This window comes from uncultured Sphingomonas sp. (assembly GCF_964237335.1).
Classification (GTDB): Bacteria; Pseudomonadota; Alphaproteobacteria; order Sphingomonadales; family Sphingomonadaceae; genus Sphingomonas.
This window is the reverse complement of record NZ_CAXSHM010000011.1, coordinates 49,608-64,677: the sequence shown is the minus strand read 5'-3', so window position 1 is coordinate 64,677 and position 15,070 is coordinate 49,608. Positions and strand designations below refer to the sequence as shown.

Genomic DNA, 15,070 nt, shown 5'->3' with positions numbered 1-15,070 from the left:
GACATGCCGTCCTCCCTTCGAGCCGCGCTGGCTGCGATGCTCGCGACGTCCGTACTCGCCGGCTGCACGGTCGGTCCCAATTTCCGGCGGCCCGCGCCGCCGGGCGACGCGGCCTATCTGGCGCCCGGCGAGACGCGCCGGCCGGCATCGGGGCCGCTCGCGGTCACGGGCGAGGGACCCGCGCTCCGCTGGTGGACGGCGTTCGGCTCGCCCGAGCTCGATGCGCTCGTCGACCAGGCGATCGCGCGCAATGCGAGCCTGGAGGCGAGCAACGCGACACTCGCCGCCGCGCGCCAGCAGATCGCCGCGGCGCGTGGGCGCCAGTTGCCGCAGGTGGATGCCGACGCGCGCGTCGATCACGAGCAGGTCAACCTCGCCGCCTATGGCTTCAACACCGGTACCGGGAACCCCGAGTTCAACCTCTATTCGATCGGCGGCGGCGTGTCGTTCGACCTCGATCTGTTCGGCGGCAACCGTCGCCGCGTCGAGCAGAGCGTCGCGCAGGCGGAGACGCAGCTGCGCCAGACCCAGGCCGCGCATCTGACGGTCGCCGGCCAGGTGGTGAACCAGGTGCTGCTGATCGCCGCGATCCGCGCGCAGATCGCCACCGCCGACGCGATCCTGGCGGAGGATCAGCGCAACGTCGACCTGACGCAGAAACGCCGACAGGGCGGCGAAGGCACGCTGGTCGAGGTGCTGAACGCGCAGAGCCAATATCAGGACGATCGCGGCGACCTGCCCCAGCTCGACCAGCAGCTCGCCGAAGCGCGCCACCTGCTCGCGACGCTGGTCGGCGTGTCGCCCGCATCTCTCGGCGCGACCGACTTCGACCTCGCGCGGCTGAGCCTGCCCGCGCAGGTGCCGGTCACCCTGCCCTCCGCGCTGGTCCACAAGCGGCCCGATATCCTGCAGGCGGAGGCGCGGCTGCACGACGCGACTGCTGCGGTGGGGGTCGCGACCGCGCAGCTTTATCCCGACATCACGCTGGGCGCGACGGTGACGCAAGGCTCGCCCAACCTCGGCGACCTGCTGAACGGCGCATTCCGCGGCTTCGACGTGTTCGGCGGGGTGACGGCGCCGCTGTTCCACGGCGGCACGCTGAAGGCGGAGCAACGCGCGGCGATCGACCAGGCGCGCGCGGCGGACGCCGCCTATCGCCAGACGGTGCTGGACGCGTTCCGCCAGGTCGCCGACCTGCTCCAGGCGATAAACAGCGACGCGCGGTCGGTGGCCAACCAGCAGCAGGCGGTCGACGTCGCGCAGCGCTCGCTCGGCCTGTCGCGGCGCAGTTTTCAGGTCGGCAATTCGGGCATCCTCCAGGTGCTGGAGTCGGAGCGATTGTATCAGCGCGCGAGCTCCAACCTCGTCGATGCGCAGGCGCGACAATATCTGAACGTCGCACGCCTGTATGTGGCGACGGCGGGCGGCTGGACTGGGCCGGCGACCGACGGCGCCTGACGCGACCGGCACCATCACGCGGACCTGCGCGTTGAGCGACGCAGGAGAATGACCATGCTTCAGACACGTGACCTCGGCAGCCACGGCCTCCGGGTATCCGCCCTCGGCCTCGGCTGCATGGGGATGAGCCAGTCCTATGGCGCGGCGGACGAGGCCGAGTCGGTCGCGACCATCCATCGCGCGATCGACCTGGGTGTGACGCTGTTCGACACCGCCGAGGTCTATGGCCCGTTCGTCAACGAGGAACTGCTCGGCCGCGCGCTCAAGGGCCGGCGCGACCAGGTGACGATCGCGACCAAGTTCGGCTTCCGGATCGAGGACGGCAGGATGACCGGCACGGACAGCCGGCCCGACCACATCCGTGCGGTGGTCGATGCGTCGCTGAAGCGGCTGGATACCGACCATATCGACCTGCTCTATCAGCACCGCGTCGACCCGCAGGTGCCGATCGAGGACGTCGCCGGCGCGGTCGGCGAGCTGGTGCAGGCAGGCAAGGTGCGGTTCTTCGGCCTGTCCGAGGCGGGCGCGGGAACGATCCGCCGCGCGCATGCGACCCACCCTGTCACCGCGTTGCAGAGCGAATATTCGCTGTGGGAGCGCAATCTGGAGGACGAGATCATCCCGCTGCTGCGCGAGCTTGGCATCGGCTTGGTGCCCTTCAGTCCATTGGGACGCGGGTTCTTGACCGGCACCGCGAAGCCGGCGGAGGATTGCCCGGACACCGATTACCGCCACACCGACCCCCGCTTCCAGGGCGACAGCTACGTGGCCAACATGGCTGCCGCCGGCGTGGTGCGCGATCTCGCGGAGGCCAAGGGCGCCAAGCCCGGCCAGATCGCGCTCGCCTGGCTGCTCGGCAAGGGCGAGGACATCGTGCCGATCCCCGGCACCAAGCGGCGCGCGTATCTCGAGGAGAATGTCGCGGCGGCGGCAATTACCTTGGACGAGGGCGAGATGCGGCGGCTGGACGATGCGTTGCGCCCCGGCACCGTCTCCGGCCCGCGCTATACCGAGCGCGCGATGGCGATGGTCGACCGCTGATCGGTCGGACAAAGGGCATCACGGCGGCGTTGAGGTCGGGTCCGCGGTGGCGCTAGGACGCCGTATCTTCCCCGATACGGACAGCGCTCATGCCCCACCGCCTCGATCCGGCGATCCTGCGCGAATATGACATCCGCGGCGTCGTCGGTGCCGCGCTGGGCCGGGAGGACGTGCGCGCGATCGGGCGCGGGTTCGCTACCCGGGTGCGTCGCGCGGGCGGCCGCCGCGTCGTGGTGGGGCGCGATGGGCGCACCACCTCGCCGATGCTGGAGGCGGCGCTGATCGAGGGGCTGACGGCGGCCGGCGTCGATGTGGTGCGGATCGGGCTCGGGCCGACGCCGATGCTCTATTACGCCGAAGCGGAGCTGGAGGTGGACGGCGGCATCCAGGTGACCGGAAGCCACAATCCGCCCGACTACAACGGCTTCAAGCTGGTGCTGGGGCACCGCTCGTTCTTCGGCGACGACATCCAGGAGCTGGCGGTGCTGGCGGCGGCGGACGACCGGAGCGAGGGCGATGGCGAGGGCGCGGAGGCGGGAGAGGTCACCGACGCAGACGTCATGGACGATTACGTCGACCGGCTGATGCGCGGATTTTCGGGCGGGGCGTACCGGATCGGCTGGGACGCGGGCAATGGCGCGGCGGGGCCGGTGGTGGAACGGCTGGTCAAGCGGCTGCCCGGCGAGCACCATCTGCTGTTCACCGACGTCAACGGCACCTTCCCCAACCACCACCCCGATCCGACGATCGAGGACAATTTGGCGGACCTGAAGGCGCTGGTGGCGGACAGGCAGCTCGATTTCGGCGTGGCGTTCGACGGCGACGGGGACCGGATCGGCGCGGTGGATGGGCTGGGCCGCATGGTCTGGGGCGATCAATTGCTGTCGATCCTCGCCGAGCCCGTACTGCTGGCACTACCCGGTGCAACGATCGTCGGCGACGTGAAATCGTCGGACGCGCTGTTCGGGCGGATCGTTGAGCTGGGCGGCACGCCGCTGATGGCGCGCACCGGCCATGCGCCGATGAAGGCGGCGATGATCGCCGCGCATGCCCCGCTCGCGGGCGAGATGAGCGGGCACATCTTCTTCGCGCACGGCTGGTACGGGTTCGACGACGCGCTGCTCGCCGCCATCCGCCTGATCGAGGCGCTGACCGGGATCGGCCGCTCGCTGGCCGATCTCAGGGGCGCGATGCCGGCGCTGGTCAACACGCCCGACATCCGCATCGACGTGGACGACGCGCGCAAGCGGGCGGTGGTGGACGAGGTGATCGCGCGATTGCGTGCGTCGGGCGGCAATGTCGACCGCACCGACGGCGTGCGCATCGCGACGCCGGACGGCTGGTGGCTGCTGCGCGCGTCCAACACCCAACCGATGCTGACCGCGCGAGCGGAAGCGCGGACGCCCGAGGGACTCGACCGGCTGCTCGCCGAACTGGACGCGCAACTGAGGTTGAGCGGGGTGGAGCGCTGACACTATTCAGCATGGCGACCGCGCCGTTGCCCGCCGACCCGCCTGCTGTTACCTTGGCATAGGTTGGGCAAAGGGGATGTTGCTCGTGACGATGACCACTCAGGAGATGATGCTGATCGAGCAGCGCGTCAGCAACGATGCGCCAAGTGCCGGGGTGGCGTATCTGCTGTGGCTGTTCCTGTGGCCCGTCAGCGCGCACCGCTTCTATCTCGGTCGCCCCGGCACGGCTGTGCTGCAAATCCTGTCGTACTTCATCCTGATCGGGTTCGTGTGGCTGTTGATCGACGCCTTCATGATACCGGGCATGATCCGCGAGAGTAAGGACAGGATCCGGCACGATGTGATGACGCAGCTGTCGGGTCGTGCGGGGCTGATGATCGGCCGGTAACGGCACCGGCACTGGCGCGGGGGTTCGTCAGCGACCATCTGCTGCGCATGCTATCGCGCCCCACCCCGCAGATCGTCCGCGTCATCGACCTAGAGACCACCGGCAGCGCGCCGCCCGCGCATGCGGTGGTCGAGATCGGCTGGCAGGACGTCGCACTGGGCGCGGACGGGCGGTGGGAGCTCGACGGCGAGGGCGGGCATCTGATGGTCAATCCCGGTCGGTCGATCCCGCCCGTCACCATGGCGGTCCACCATATCCGCGACCAGGACGTCGCCAACGCTCCCTGGTGGCACGATGTGGCGCGGCCGGTGCTCGACCCCTATCCGCGCCGCATCGCGCTCGCGGCGCATCGCGCGAGCTTCGAGGAGCAGTTCTGCACCTCGGCGCTGACGCATGGCGCGGACTGGATCTGCACGTGGAAGGTTGCGCTGCGGTTGTGGCCCGATTCGCCCGGCTTCTCGAACCAGATGCTGCGCTATTGGCGCAAACCGCAGGGCATGGATCACGAGCGCGGCCTGCCCGCGCACCGCGCGTTCCCCGACGCATACGTCACGGCCTTCCACCTGCGCGACCAGCTCAACGAGGCATCGGTCGCGCAACTGATCCAATGGTCGAGCGAGCCCGGCCTGCTGCCGCGCGTGCGCTACGGCCCGGATCGCGGCAAGGAATGGCGCGAGATCGAGGAGGAGGTCCTGGTCGGTTTCATGACCGATCGCGACCCCGACATCCGCTTCACCGCCGAGACCGAGTACGCACGCCGGCGCGGCGGCGGCCATGTCGGCCGCATGACGCCGCAGGACTTGTTGTTGTAGGCGGTGCCGGCCCGCTCCCCCACCCGACCTCCCACCCAGGATATGCTGTGGGAGGTCGGGTGGGGGAGCGGACCGGCACCGCGATATCCGCGTGAGCGGATCAGGAGAGAAAATCCATGTCCAATTACCAGGCCCGCCTCGGCCTCTACATCGCCGGCGAATGGCTCGGGCCGGAAGGCCGCGCGACGCAAGACGTGCTCGATCCCGCGACCGGCCAGGTCAACGCGGCGCTGCCGCTGGCCACCGCCGCCGATCTCGACACCGCGCTCGACGCCGCCGATCGCGGGTTCAAGGCCTGGCGCGTGACGGCGCCCGAGGCCCGCGCCGCGCTGCTGATGAAGGCGGCGGTGCTGTTGCGCGAGCGGGCGGGCGATCTCGGCCGGATCGCGACGCTGGAACAGGGCAAGCCGTTCGACGAGGCGAAGGGGGAGGCGCTGTACGCGGCCGCGCTGCTCGACTTCCATGCCGCCGAGGGGCTGCGCGTCTACGGCCGAGTGCTGCAGCGCCCGTCCGGCACACGCAGCCTGGTGCTGCACCAGCCGATCGGGCCGGTCGCCGCCTTCTGCGCGTGGAACTTCCCGATCATGAACGTGGTGCGCAAGATCGCCCCCGCGCTCGCCGCCGGTTGCTCGATCATCATCAAGCCGAGCGAGGAGACGGCGGGCAGCGCGTGCGAGGTCATGCGCTGCTTCCAGGATGCCGGCATCCCCGGCGACGTCGCGCAATGCGTGTTCGGCGTGCCCGACCAGGTGTCGCGCCACCTGCTCGCCTCGCCCGTCACGCGCAAGCTCAGCTTCACCGGATCGGTGCCGGTCGGCAAGCATCTGGCCAAGCTCGCCGCAGAGACGCTGATGGCGACCACCATGGAGCTGGGCGGCCACGGCCCCGTCATGGTGTTCGACGATTGCGACCTCGACAGGACGCTCGACACGCTGGTCGCGACCAAGTTCCGCAACGCGGGCCAGGTGTGCATCGCGCCGACCCGCTTCCACGTCCAACGCGGCGTCTACGACGCGTTCGCGGCCGGTTTCGCCGAGCGCACACGAGCGCTGAAGGTCGGCTCCGGGCTGGAGAAGGGCGTGCAGATGGGGCCGATGGCCAACGCGCGCCGGCCCGACGCGATCGCGGCGATGGTGGAGGACGCGCGCTCGATCGGCGCACGTGTGCTGGCCGGCGGCGGCGAGCGTGCATCCGGTGGCGGGTTCTTCTACGAGCCGACCGTGCTTGCCGACGTGCCGCTGACCGCGCGGGCGATGAACGACGAGCCGTTCGGGCCATTGGCGCTGCTCAACCCCTTCGATACGGTGGACGAGGCGATCGCGGAGGCGAACCGCCTGCCCTACGGCCTCGCCGCCTATTGCTTCACCGAGAACGGGCGGCGCCAGAACCGTCTCGGCGACGAGATCGAGGCGGGCATGGTCGCGATCAACAACGTCCGGTTGAGCTGGGTCGACAGCCCGTTCGGCGGCGTCAAGGACTCAGGCTACGGCTCGGAAGACGGGCCGGAGGGCGTGAAGGCGCACCTCGTCACCAAGACCGTCCACATGACGTGACCGCGCGTACGCGGTGATCCGGCGCGCCGTCGTTCCGGATTGGGCGGCGGCGCTAGGATGCGTGCGCCGGCGCGCCGTGGCCCGGCCGGGCATGGGTGGCGCGATAGGCGCTGGGTGTCACGCCATGCACTTCGCGGAATACGCGCGCGAGATAGGCCGCGTCGCAAAAGCCCCAGCGCTCGGCGATGTCCGCCACCCGCCCGGCGCCGCCGGTCCGCAACTCCTCCGCGACGCAGGCGAGGCGGCGGGTGCGGATGAAGGCCTGCACGCCGCCGTCGCCGTCGAACAGGCGATAGAGCGACGAGCGCGACATGCCCGTCCAGCGGCACAGGTTGGCGACCGTCAGCATCGCCGAGCCCAGCCGCTCCTCGATCACCCGTTCGGCGCGCACCCGCGCGGACTCGGGCCGGGCCGGAGCCAACAGAGTGCCGGCGAGAGCCACCGAGCTCCGACGATCGGAGGCAGGCGTCTCCCGCACGGAAGCAGACCGCTGGTCGGTCGGATGGCTAAATCGAGGATAAGATCGCATAACGATCGGGATTCATAGCGTTCTTCCGCCTACGCCCCATGCCTGCGCGTCTCATCGCGCGAGCAAAGGCGCATCTGCGGACTTGCCCGGGATGCACTTGTCGATAGACTGAAGGCGCGGACGCATGGGGGCATGTCGCCGACGGGGGAGGATGGCGGCCATCGAGCCAGCGAACGCGCGACCGGGCGTCCCGGCGCTGATGATCCTGCTGATGGCGCTCAACATCGCCGCGAGCGTCGATCGGATGATCTTTGCGGTGCTGGCGCCGGTGATGCAGCCCGCCCTGCACCTGTCCAACCCGCAATTGGGCATGATCCAGGGACCTGCGTTCGCGCTCCCCTATGCGGCGGCGTTGCCGGTCGCCGGCTGGTGCGTCGATCGCTGGAGTGCACGCCGCATGCTGGTCGGCTCGATCGCGATATGGACCGCAGGACTGGCGCTGAGCGCGACTGCGTCCGGCCTCCTCCCGATGATCGCGGGCCGCGCGGCGTGCGGCGTCGGCCAATCGGCGCTACTGCCGATCGCCTTCCATCTGATCGGCGGCGGCATCCGCCCGGACCGGGTCGGGCGCGCGATCGCGCTGTTGACCGGCGCCGGCACATTGGGGCGCAGCGCCGCCTTCGCGATCGGCGGCCTGCTGCTCACAGGGTTCGCGGGCCTCGGGATCGGGGGCGCTTGGGCGTACACTCTGATGGTGCTGGCGGGCGCTAACCTCGCCCTGCTCGCGCTGGTGATCGGCCTGTCGTTTCCCGACGCGCCGCCCGACGCGAGCCCTCGCATGGGCGTGGCTGCGACCGATCCGACCGCTCCGCGGTCGCCGGCGCTGGTCACCACCACGGTGGTGACGGCGCTCGGGCCGGTGGTGATCGTCCAGGCGGTCACCGGCTGGGTCGCGTCCACATTGACGCAGGCCCATCGGTTGCCGCCGTCGCGCGCCGCGGGCCTGATCGCGATCGCGACGCTCGCGTCCCCGATCGGCCACTTCGCAGGCGGCTGGGCGATGGATCGAGTGGGAGCGCGGCGGCGACCCGCCGGCGTGGTGCAGGCTCTGCTGCTGCTGCTGTGCATCCCCGCAGTGATCGCGCTCAGCTGGAGCGGCTCGCTGGGCGTTGCGCTTGCCGGCGTCGCCGCGTTGATGATGTTCGCAGGTGCCGGCTCGGTGGCAGGGCTGGCGCGGGTCCAGCGTCTCGCCTCGCCGCCGATGCGCGGCGCCACCAACGGCCTGTTCCTGCTGCTCGTCAACGTGATCGGCGTCGGCGGTGGCCCGCTGGCGGTCGGCTTGCTGGCGACGGACGGTCGCCAGGTCGGCGTCGCGCTGGTCGTGGTCGTCACCGTCACGGCAACGATCGCCGCGGTGGGAGCGTTGCGCACATCAATGATCGAGATCAAGGCGCGATGAGGAGTCGGCGGTGAGGCAGGTGCGTGGTCCGACGATCGAGCGGTCGTCTGTCGAGGCTAGGATCGTTCCCCCCGCCGCCGAGCGGCTGAAGTTCGTGGCGGGCGACGCGGACCCGGGCGCGTTCGATCGCTATCGCAGCCTCTATTCGGTCGGATCGGGGGTCGAGCCGATCGAGGGCCGGTTCCACGCGGAGCTCGATTGCCTGCGGCTGGATCGGATGATGATCCACGGCCGTCGGCTGCGTGCCGTTTCCCATCGCCGGGACGCCGCCACGGTGCGCCGCGCCGAGCTGGAGCATTTCACCGTCACCGTCTGCCTCGAGGGTACGATGTTCGGGGCCGGCGCCCAAGGGTACAGGCGTATCCGGCCCGGCGAGGCATGGCTGACCGACATGACGCGGCCGGTGCAGACGCGGATTGAGGATGCGCGGCTGATGACGCTGTCGATCGGTCGCGAGGTGGTCGAGGCCGCGACCGGCAATCCCCGCGCCCTGCACGCGACGATCGTGCCGGCGGCACAGGCCGCGGCGCTCACGCGCGCGCTCGTCGGCCTCGCGGACCGGGCACCCGCGTTCGTCGGGCGAGCGACGGCCGGCGAGGCGATCGGCGCGGAGGCGGAACTGACGCGGCTGGTCGGCGGCATGCTGGGGCCACCCAGCGCCACCGACCTGATACGGCTGGAGCGGCTGGCCAAGGCTAGGCGGTTCATCGACGCGCATCTGGACAGCCCGGATCTGGGGGTGGAGGCGATCGCGGCCGACCTCAACGTGTCGCGCAGCACCGCTTATCGGTTGTTCGAGCCGTCGGGCGGGGTCATGCGTTTCGTCCAGTCCCGTCGGCTGGAGCGGCTTCGCCGATTGTTGTCCGAACGATCGGTGGACACCAATCTCGCCCACCTCGTGGACCTTGTCGGTTTCGCGAGCGAGAGCCACGCAAGCCGCCTGTTCCTGAACCAATACGGCCAGCGCCCGGGCGCGTTTCGTGCCGGCACGCGCGCGATGTCGGATCTCGCGATGAGCAGGGTGCTGATGAGCGGCTGGCTCGCGGCGCTGCAATGACGCGCACCCGTTCGTGGATCGGGCTGGGGTCGTCTGGCCGATCGGCCTCCATCACGCTATGACGACCTTCCGCGAACTCCGGGAAGCGTCTCGATGGCATTGTATCTCGTCGGCTTCTCCGGCCGACTGACCCGGCATGCCGCCGCGACGCGCGAGGCGTTGCAGGCATGGGGCGCCACGAGGCTGTGGGACGACGTCTGGGTCGTCGATATGGAACAGGCGCCAGAGGCTTGCCTACCCGATCTCGTACTGACAGAGGCCGCGTTCTCGGTCGCTCTGGAAAGGTCTGGCGCGTTCTTCTCGATCGGGCGTGCGGCAGGCTTGACGGCGCAGCTGGCCTTCACCGAAACGGTCGCGCCCCGTCTCCATGCAACCGATGCGGTTGAGGAGGCTCAGGTCCAGGTGCGCTATTGCAACGACGGAGAAGCCGCTTTCGGCGGGATCGTCGATCAGTACCTGCGGCTGCGTCGGCATTCGACCCGTGCGACCGATCTCTGCCGTCTCATGGCGGGTCATGGCAGCGACAAGGGGATCGGATGGCATACTTACACGCCGTTCTACCAAACGCTTTTTGCAGATCGCAAGGAGACGATGACCGCGCTGTTCGAACTGGGTCTCGGGACAAACAACGAGGATACACGCTCGAACATGGGCTCGCACGGCAAGCCCGGCGCCTCGCTGCGTGGCTGGCGGGACTATTTCCCGAACGCACACGTGTACGGCGGCGACGTCGACAAACGCATTCTCTTCGCGGAAGACCGTATCGATACGTTCTTCGTCGATCAATGCGCGCCCGGCAGTTTCGACCTTCTCTGGGCGCAGCTACCCGGCATCGAACTGGACGTATTCCTGGACGACGGCCTTCACTCCTTCGAGGCCGCCCGAACCACGTTCCTCAACTCGATCGGCAAGGTGAAGGCCGGTGGATATTACGTCATCGAGGACGTCATGAAAGCAGATCTTCCCAGATATCTCAACGTCGTCGAAGAATATGGATTGGCGGGCATGTCGATCGACATCGAACACTCCGCCAACATCTATGACAATTGCTTGGTCGTGGCGGTCGTCACTCCCGTCACAACCCCGTCGTGATCGCCCGACAAGAGCGGCTGCGTGCGGGACCGTAGCAGGTTCGTTCAGTGCGGCGTCAGCCCCTCGTCGCGCAGCCAGCCCCGCCGATGGGCAATGCGGAAGACCGCGTTGAGAAGCGCATTCGACCAGCCGTTGATCGTGCTGAAGTCGCGCGCCAGCGTATCATGGTGATGGCGATGGTCCTCGGGCCGCATCAGCAGCCCGAGCCCACGCATCAGCCGGACCGGCCAGGGATTGTCCGCACGATGGAGCGTGCCGTGGAAATATTGCGCGAAGGTCGCGCCAATCAAGAAACTGACGAGCAACGCGACAATCGCCACCGGCCAGCCGGCTAGCGCAAGCACGGCATTGGCGAGGAGCGCGAAAGGGAGCGTGGTGAATAGCACTGTCGCGCCAACCTGCGTCCGCATCGAGCGTCGGCCGAGCGCGTCCGGCCGGGGATGGTGGTTCTTGAAATCGTAGGTAATCCGCTCGACCGGATTCATCTGTGCGAACGCCGCCCGGCGCATCGCGAGATACTCGTCGGACTCGCGCGATCCCTCATAGAAATACAGTCGGTCGAGGCCAATGCCTGATGGCGATGAGCGATAATCCATCACCATATGGACGACTCCTGACATGAGGTCGGCCAGGAACCAACCCAGCAACGCCGCCGGAACTAACCACAGACTGGGCGCGGACGCCATGATAGCCGCGTCGACGAGGAGTATGAGGCAGAGTGCCGCAATGGCCGCGAGGATTCTCATCGAGGCGCCCTACCTGCTGCGCGCCGCTCGACCCACCTTGCGGCCGTCGAGCCTGCTCGTGTCAACAGGAGGAGCAAGATACGCGTACGACTGGCTTTCGATCGGGGATCGCGGTCGGAGAACCGTGTTGGAGCGGTTACGTTCCCGTCACCCGTCGACGGCGCGCCCTGCGGGACGTGGCACCACTATTATCGATGACGCGCTGATCTGACCTGCGGTTACACGATCGTAGTTCTCGTTCATGATCGTCGAAGGGTGCGCTCGGCCACGCCTGCCAGGACAGTGGGGGGCCATATCAACGCCAAGGAACGCTCGGCCGTCGAGATCCCTTACATGCACGACCTGCAGGCTTTCAAAGCCGCTTAGGAAGACGGCGCGGCGATCTACGTCGACCAAGGAGGGTCCCAGCATCATGGCCGGGCGGGAGGACGCGCGGAGCGGAAAGATGCTGCAGGGCGTGGTGTCCGGCAACGGCATAGCCGTCTACAACTACGACAACAGCTACCCGGGAAGCGACGGGGCCAGCCTTGTGCTGAGTGGCTCCTACGAGGGCGCGTGCAGGCCATGAAGGGCAAGACGATATCGCCGCGCGAGCGGTCGCCGCTCCCCGGGCCCTGGAGCGATCACCAGCCCGCGCCCCGGGCGTGGACGGTGCGCCAGCGCAGGCCAACGGCTTCGCACACGGCCGGTAGCATCCGCTCCACGGTGTGGAGGATCGTCCTGTCGTAAGGAAGCGGCTCGGGCGGCAGGTCCGCCGTCGTCAGGCCCAGCTGCCAAAACGGCTCGATGGCCTTGGTACGGGCCCAGAACATGGCGCCGAGCGGGAAATAAGGATGGGCCGGCAGCAGCGGCACGGAGGTCATCCGCGCCGCCAGTTCCTCCGCCAGAGGCAGGTTGCCCGTCCAGCCCACGGCGTTGCGGTCCTCGGCGAACACGAGGCCGGTCGCCGCATCGTTGAACAGCGACAGAACCTGATCCATGCGACGGCCGTCTCCCATCAGGAGCCCGACCATGTGCTCGCGCCAGCGATCCCCCGTGCTGGTCGGTTCGTTATAGGCGGTCAGGCTCTTCTTGCCGTGCAGATGGCCGATCACTTCGTACCCGCCTTCGCGCAGCACATCCCTGATGCTGGTCATCAAGGGCCCCATGTCGCGGCCGCGATTGGGCACCAGATGGACCTGTACGTCTCCCCGCCGATAGTTGGTGAACGCGTATTCGATCTCGCGCCGTTTCTTCTCGCTGTTGGTCGTGACGATGATGTCCATGCGCGTAGCGGCATTGGCCAGGCGCCGCGCGAAATCGAAGGCGAGGTCGGAATAATGCAGGTGGAGGTGCACCGCGGCCTTGCCCCGGAAGAGCTTCAGGGGGGCTTCGTCCTCGAGGAGGTGGCAATCGTGCGTCGTCGGATCGACCTCGCCCCTGGAAAGCGCGTCGAACAACGGGACGACACCGTCTGCTGGATCGAGACGATGGCGTGATCGATAGAGATTGTCGCTGAAGCCGGGCCGCGGGTTGTGATCGCTCAGGCCCTTCAGCCCTCCCGCGACATATTTGCGCAAGGGTCGCAGGCCGAGACCCAGAAACCGTCGCTCCCCTTCGTGGAAGGCGGCGTCGAACACGTCCGCCTCGTCCAGCGCCGAGACGATCGTGTTGATCTCGCCTGACAGGACGCGCGCCTCGTCCAGCTTCCCCGAGATGAAAGCCGAATAATCGGGAAACCTGTAATCGGTTTCGATCAGTCGCCTGTTCTCATCCGCTACCGTCTTGGGTTTGCCGAAGAAATCGACGATCGCGTCCGCCGCGGCGCTCGCGCTGCCATATTCGACGGCGGCGCCGATCGCGCGCCCATCCGCGATCTCTTCCGCGATCCCGGTGCCATGTTCGAAGCATATCACGGGCAGCCCCGCCTCGAACGCGTCGAGCGCGACGTTGGGAAACGGATCGAGCCGCGACGAAAGATAAAATACGTTCGCACGTTCGAACAGGATATCGAGATTCGCCTGGGCCGGAAGAAACGTCACCACGTCCTGCAAGCCGAGGCGTTCGAGCGTCTCGCGGACGTAGAGCGAGTAGTTGAGGTCGCGAAGCGGGTCGTAGCCGCTGCCCACCCAGATGAACCTGAAGTCGGCCGAATAACGACGGCGGACTTCGTTGGCAGTCTGAACGAACAGGTCCACGCCTTTGCGTATCTGGACCTGGCCGGCTCCCAGCACGATCTTGGCGTTGCCTCTGTAACCAACCAGGATGTCGAGGTCCTCGTGGGTCAGATCGGAAGCATCGGGATCGGTTGGGAGTTCGGCGAGAATGCCTTGATGCCTGATCGCGGTATTGTTGGGCCTGCCGATCAGCGACAGCTCCTTGAACGCGGATTCCTGGAGGAGTTTGGCGGGGAAGATGACCCGGTCGGCGGTACCCACGATGCGACGGACCCTGAAGTCCGAATATTCGGCGAACTCATGCACGAGCGCGACGCTGGGCACGCCTGCGTACAATGCGCCTTCGGCGACGTGGAAGGTCTCTACCGAGTTGAGCACCACGCCGTCGATGCGACCTTCGTCGCGCAACTCCTTGAACAGTCGCTCGTAGCCACGGCCCATCAGCGCGCCGGTGCCCACCTGTGTGCTGATCGCCTTGAACTCCGCGGATAGCGGGCCCGGACGGCCCGTAAGGACGATCAGGTTGTTCTCCTTGGCAAGTTCTTCCGCGACGCCAAGCGCGACTAGGGGCGCCCCCGTGCGCGACGCTTCGTGCGACGCGACCACGATGGTGGGGCGATCCTCGTCGAACGGCTGATCGCCAGGCTCCAGTGCGAACGCGCCCGTGTTGCCTGAACGCCCTTCTGATCGCCCCATTTGCACGAAGTGAAGAAACGGATCGACGGGCGCCGACGCGATATCCGGATATCGTGCGAGATAGGACTCTTCCGAAAAATCGGGCGATGGATCGAGGCCATTGTACCGGCCCGTCAGAATGTAATGGATGAGCGGGTCTATCGAGGAAGGAAGATCCGAGATCTGGCTGCGATAGTAAGCCTCATCGAAATGCGGCCTCAACGCACTCGTCAGGCCCTCGATCTGCTCGGCCCGTGCCACCCGTCCCTCGTCGTAGCCGACGAGCAGGTAATGGACGGCCGGCGGCAGATCGCCCGTACGGACATCCTCGTAAGCACTGCGGTAGAAGTTGTCGTCGAACTCCTTCAGGATTTTTGCGCCGTTTCGCCAGCCACCGGCTAGATTGAACTCCAGCAGCGTGAACCCTTGGACCGGGCCCGGGACGCTGGCGTCCGCGGGACGATGCAGCTTCGTCTTGCGGCTGCGGCGCATCGCATCGGCGTGCTTCCTCAAAGCGGCTGGCGTCGCATAACGGCCCTCGTTCCGGCCATGGGCGAGATAATGGAGCAGCAGGTTGCCGCCGCCGGATCGCGCCACGTCCGCGTACATGACGCCATAGAAGGCCGGATCGAAACCATCCGAGGGCGCCAGGCCGTCACGCTCGCCGCGTTCCAAATAATGCTGCGCTGCCG

Annotated in this window: 13 protein-coding genes; 10 read left to right on the top strand and 3 right to left on the bottom strand. The window is 67.8% G+C overall.

The genetic code is table 11. The features are described from left to right. Nucleotides 1-3 precede the first annotated feature (3 nt). The 6 genes from ACFE65_RS07760 (at nucleotide 4) to ACFE65_RS07735 (ending at nucleotide 6,724) form a co-directional block, all read left to right on the top strand. Nucleotides 4-1,458, top strand: a complete 1,455-nt coding sequence (locus tag ACFE65_RS07760) for an efflux transporter outer membrane subunit (protein WP_375381778.1) — start codon at nucleotides 4-6, stop codon at nucleotides 1,456-1,458. A 54-nt stretch (nucleotides 1,459-1,512) separates the two neighbouring features. Continuing rightward, nucleotides 1,513-2,499 carry an aldo/keto reductase gene (locus ACFE65_RS07755; protein WP_375381777.1) on the top strand — a complete coding sequence of 329 codons (987 nt, stop codon included), beginning with the start codon at nucleotides 1,513-1,515 and terminating at the stop codon, nucleotides 2,497-2,499. A gap of 89 nt (nucleotides 2,500-2,588) precedes the next feature. Next, nucleotides 2,589-3,971, top strand: a complete 1,383-nt coding sequence (pgmG, locus tag ACFE65_RS07750) for a phosphoglucomutase/phosphomannomutase PgmG (protein ID WP_375381776.1) — start codon at nucleotides 2,589-2,591, stop codon at nucleotides 3,969-3,971. 91 nt (nucleotides 3,972-4,062) lie between these two features. Continuing rightward, nucleotides 4,063-4,359: a TM2 domain-containing protein gene (locus ACFE65_RS07745; protein WP_375381807.1), complete on the top strand. Its 297-nt coding sequence runs from the start codon at nucleotides 4,063-4,065 to the stop codon at nucleotides 4,357-4,359. Between the two features lie 47 nt (nucleotides 4,360-4,406). Next, nucleotides 4,407-5,171, top strand: a complete 765-nt coding sequence (locus ACFE65_RS07740; RefSeq protein ID WP_375381775.1) for an exonuclease domain-containing protein — start codon at nucleotides 4,407-4,409, stop codon at nucleotides 5,169-5,171. Nucleotides 5,172-5,287: 116 nt separating this feature from the next. After that, entirely contained in the window at nucleotides 5,288-6,724 is a 1,437-nt protein-coding gene (locus tag ACFE65_RS07735; RefSeq protein ID WP_375381774.1) for an NAD-dependent succinate-semialdehyde dehydrogenase, read from the top strand. Between the two features lie 52 nt (nucleotides 6,725-6,776). On the opposite strand, the gene ACFE65_RS07730 is transcribed toward ACFE65_RS07735, so the two are convergent. Next, on the bottom strand, nucleotides 6,777-7,145 hold the full coding sequence (locus ACFE65_RS07730; RefSeq protein ID WP_375381773.1) for a helix-turn-helix domain-containing protein: 369 nt from the start codon (nucleotides 7,143-7,145) through the stop codon (nucleotides 6,777-6,779). A gap of 259 nt (nucleotides 7,146-7,404) precedes the next feature. Between ACFE65_RS07730 and ACFE65_RS07725 the strand changes: the two genes are divergently transcribed. The 3 genes from ACFE65_RS07725 to ACFE65_RS07715 all read left to right on the top strand — a co-directional run bounded on the left by ACFE65_RS07725 (nucleotide 7,405) and on the right by ACFE65_RS07715 (nucleotide 10,801). Next, nucleotides 7,405-8,652: an MFS transporter gene (locus ACFE65_RS07725; RefSeq protein WP_375381772.1), complete on the top strand. Its 1,248-nt coding sequence runs from the start codon at nucleotides 7,405-7,407 to the stop codon at nucleotides 8,650-8,652. Between the two features lie 10 nt (nucleotides 8,653-8,662). Further along, a complete protein-coding gene (locus ACFE65_RS07720; RefSeq protein ID WP_375381771.1) occupies nucleotides 8,663-9,709 on the top strand; it encodes a helix-turn-helix domain-containing protein in 1,047 nt (348 codons plus the stop codon). Between the two features lie 93 nt (nucleotides 9,710-9,802). Further along, entirely contained in the window at nucleotides 9,803-10,801 is a 999-nt protein-coding gene (locus tag ACFE65_RS07715) for a hypothetical protein (RefSeq protein ID WP_375381770.1), read from the top strand. 44 nt (nucleotides 10,802-10,845) lie between these two features. Here ACFE65_RS07715 and ACFE65_RS07710 read toward each other — a convergent pair whose 3' ends face one another. Next, a complete protein-coding gene (locus tag ACFE65_RS07710) occupies nucleotides 10,846-11,487 on the bottom strand; it encodes a fatty acid desaturase CarF family protein (protein ID WP_375381769.1) in 642 nt (213 codons plus the stop codon). A 472-nt stretch (nucleotides 11,488-11,959) separates the two neighbouring features. Here ACFE65_RS07710 and ACFE65_RS07705 point away from each other — a divergent pair, with 472 nt between their 5' ends. After that, the gene (locus ACFE65_RS07705; protein ID WP_375381768.1) at nucleotides 11,960-12,115 is read left to right on the top strand and encodes a hypothetical protein; all 156 of its coding nucleotides are present in this window, start codon (nucleotides 11,960-11,962) and stop codon (nucleotides 12,113-12,115) included. 55 nt (nucleotides 12,116-12,170) lie between these two features. Here the strand turns inward: ACFE65_RS07705 and ACFE65_RS07700 are convergent, their stop codons facing one another. Beyond that, on the bottom strand, nucleotides 12,171-15,053 hold the full coding sequence (locus ACFE65_RS07700; RefSeq protein ID WP_375381767.1) for a rhamnan synthesis F family protein: 2,883 nt from the start codon (nucleotides 15,051-15,053) through the stop codon (nucleotides 12,171-12,173). Nucleotides 15,054-15,070: the final 17 nt, after the last annotated feature.